Origin of the sequence: Microbulbifer halophilus, from assembly GCF_026183675.1 — a bacterium.
Taxonomy (GTDB): domain Bacteria; phylum Pseudomonadota; class Gammaproteobacteria; order Pseudomonadales; family Cellvibrionaceae; genus Microbulbifer; species Microbulbifer halophilus.
In genome coordinates, this window is record NZ_JAPIVK010000073.1 from 1 (window position 1) to 2,625 (window position 2,625).

A 2,625-nucleotide genomic window follows, 5' to 3' on the forward strand; every position below is an offset into this window, starting at 1 on the left:
CCCGGCCCCGCTCGCGAATACCGTGCCCCTGGCCTCGGCATCGAATGCCCGCACTTGTCCGTCGGGGGATGTCATCCCGCCATTTTCATACATGTACCCCAGACCATAAGGTATTTCCGTTTTCGCGCCACCCGCAATCGCCACCTGGCATTCGTAATCGAGCAGCGACTTGCAGGCCATGTGGATGGCAACCAGCGAGGTCGCACATGCCGCCTCCACGTAGACGCTCGGCCCCTTCAGGTTGAGCTTGTGCGAGATCCGCGTACAGGCATAACATTTTTCGTTGCCCAACCCGATCTGCATATCTCTTGAGAACCTGTCCGCAGCCAAATTGAAAGCATCCGGAAGCAGCGAATAGAGGTTCTCGAACAGATAGTTGTTCACCCCAATGCCGCCAAATACACCGATCCGAAGCTGGGCGGAGCTGGGTACGACGCCCGCGCTCTCAAGCGCCTCGTGTGCACATTCGAGCATCAGTCGGTGCTGTGGATCCATGCACTCCGCCTCTCCCGGCGTCATGCCGAAGAATGCGGCATCGAACATATCGATGTTCTCCGGTCCGCTGAAGACCGGCACGTAATTGGGGTGCTTGCGGGTCGTTTCGGCCACGCCGCGTTCCTCCAGTGCCTCTTCGCTCAACCGGCGGATCGACTCAACGCCGTCGCACAGGTTGCGCCAGAAGCTCTCGGATGTGTCCGCGCCGGGAAAGCGGCACGCCATGCCGGTTATTGCGATAAGGCTCTGATCGTTGGAGTCCTGCTGTTCAGTCATGTATCTGCCTACCTAGATGAGGCTGTTAAATGTTATTGTGTGAAAACGGCCCGGCGCTTTTTCTTGTTTAGGGCTTCCTTGCGTCGATTGCCGAGATCGGCCGCGCCTGTGGCCTCACCTGAGTCAGCTGTCCCATCGAGACGCTTGGAAAGTGAATATATCGTCGGGTGCTGAAAAAGCTCGGTGATCGATATGTTCGACGAAAGCTCGCGGTGTATACGGCGCAGTACTTCCGACATCAGCAGCGATGTGCCGCCGAGCTCGAAGAAGTTGTCATGAACGCCGACGCTGTGCAGGGCGAGCACATCTCGCCAGATACCGACAAGTTGTTCCTCGAGTTTGCACCGACTTGGCTGGAAGACTGTATCCAGCTCGGGCCTTTCATGCCGCGCAAGCGGCTCCGGTGTCGTCAGCGCCGCCTGCGATGCCAGCGCCTGCTCGAAGGGCAAGGTGCTGACCAGCACCTGCGGTGAGCGGGTGCGCGCGAGGATGAACTCGAGCGCGGCGATTCCGTCCTCATTGCCGATGCCACCGGCCGCCGACGCATCGGCGAATACACCCGCGCGGTGTGCCATACCTGTCTGACGCCAGCCATCCCAAGCTATCGACACGATCCGCATTCCATTCCTCGCCCAGGCTTGCGCGATCGTGTTCAGCGCTGTATTGGCCGCCGCATAGGCACCCTGGCCAACAACGCCCGTTGATCCCAACAACGACGCGTGCAGAATCACGATATCCATCCGCTCTTGTGCAAGCGCTTCAAGCAACACTTGCGCACCGCAAACCTTCGGCGCAAGTATGCTTTCCGTCTCATCGCGGGAATACTGTTGGATCAAGTTTCCACCGGAAACGCCTGCTGCATGCATGGCACCGTTGATAGCACCGAAACGCGACTTTGTCTGCGCGACCACCTCGGCCATTGCGGTAGCATCGGTCGCATCCGCGGCCAAAACCAGGACCTGCGCCCCAATTGCCTCCAGTGCAAGCAGGCGGCGCAGTTTGTCCGCAATAGGGCATCCGGATTTCGCATCGGCGCCCCAGGCTTCCCAGTCACCCCTCTCCGGTAGTGTCTGGCGGGAAGTAAGGACTAGCCGAGCCCGATAATGGCGCGCCAGATATTCCGCGAACAGCAGGCCGAGGTCGCCCAAGCCTCCAGTGATGAGATAGACCCCCTCCCTGCGCCAGGGTAGCGGGCCGGAAACATTTGCATCCAGGGTAGTGTGGCTGAGCTTCCAGCAGCGGCTGCCGCGAACGGCGAAGCGAGCGGATTCCGATCCGTCGAGCAGGATATCGCACACAGATACCACATCGCTGCCGTCATCGATATCGATGGACCGGCAACGCATTCCGTACTCCTGTTCGATTACCGGCAGCAGTCCCAGTACACCGCCTTTGAGTGGATCGGACGCTTCGGTTCCCTGTACATCGCCAAGTCCGCTGGTGATCGCCGTCAGGGTCTGTATACGCAGCCGCGGTCGCCGTCCAATAGCGGCGCAGAACGCCGCCAGCGCATGAACGCCAATGTCTTGCGCGCGCCTATAGTCACTGCCCACGCGATCGGTGCAACATGTGTAGACGACGTGGGACCAGTCTCCTCGCTCCTCAAGCGTGCGACAGAGCAGATCGAAATCACCCGCCTCGCCCAGGCGGAGGCTGACCACATCTCCGTTCTCGGCGAAGCCCTGCCCTTCGACAACTTCCAGAACGCGCTGTCCCTCTTCCCGCAATCTGTTTGCGATGCGCGCCGCGACACCGGCACGGTCTCGGAACAGAATCCAACCGCTCCCCGGTACCGAATATGGCTTCGGGCTGTTTGGCAACTGCGTCCAGACCGGCACGTGAAACCAGTCGGCG

Annotated in this window: 2 protein-coding genes; both read right to left on the reverse strand. The window is 60.3% G+C overall.

Going from position 1 to position 2,625, the window contains the following annotated elements:
• A partial coding sequence (locus OQE62_RS19215; RefSeq protein WP_265723661.1) for a polyketide synthase occupies positions 1-771 on the reverse strand: 771 nt, incomplete at its 3' end.
• A gap of 32 nt (positions 772-803) precedes the next feature.
• On the reverse strand, positions 804-2,625 hold a 1,822-nt coding region (locus OQE62_RS19220; protein WP_265723662.1), incomplete at its 5' end, for an SDR family NAD(P)-dependent oxidoreductase.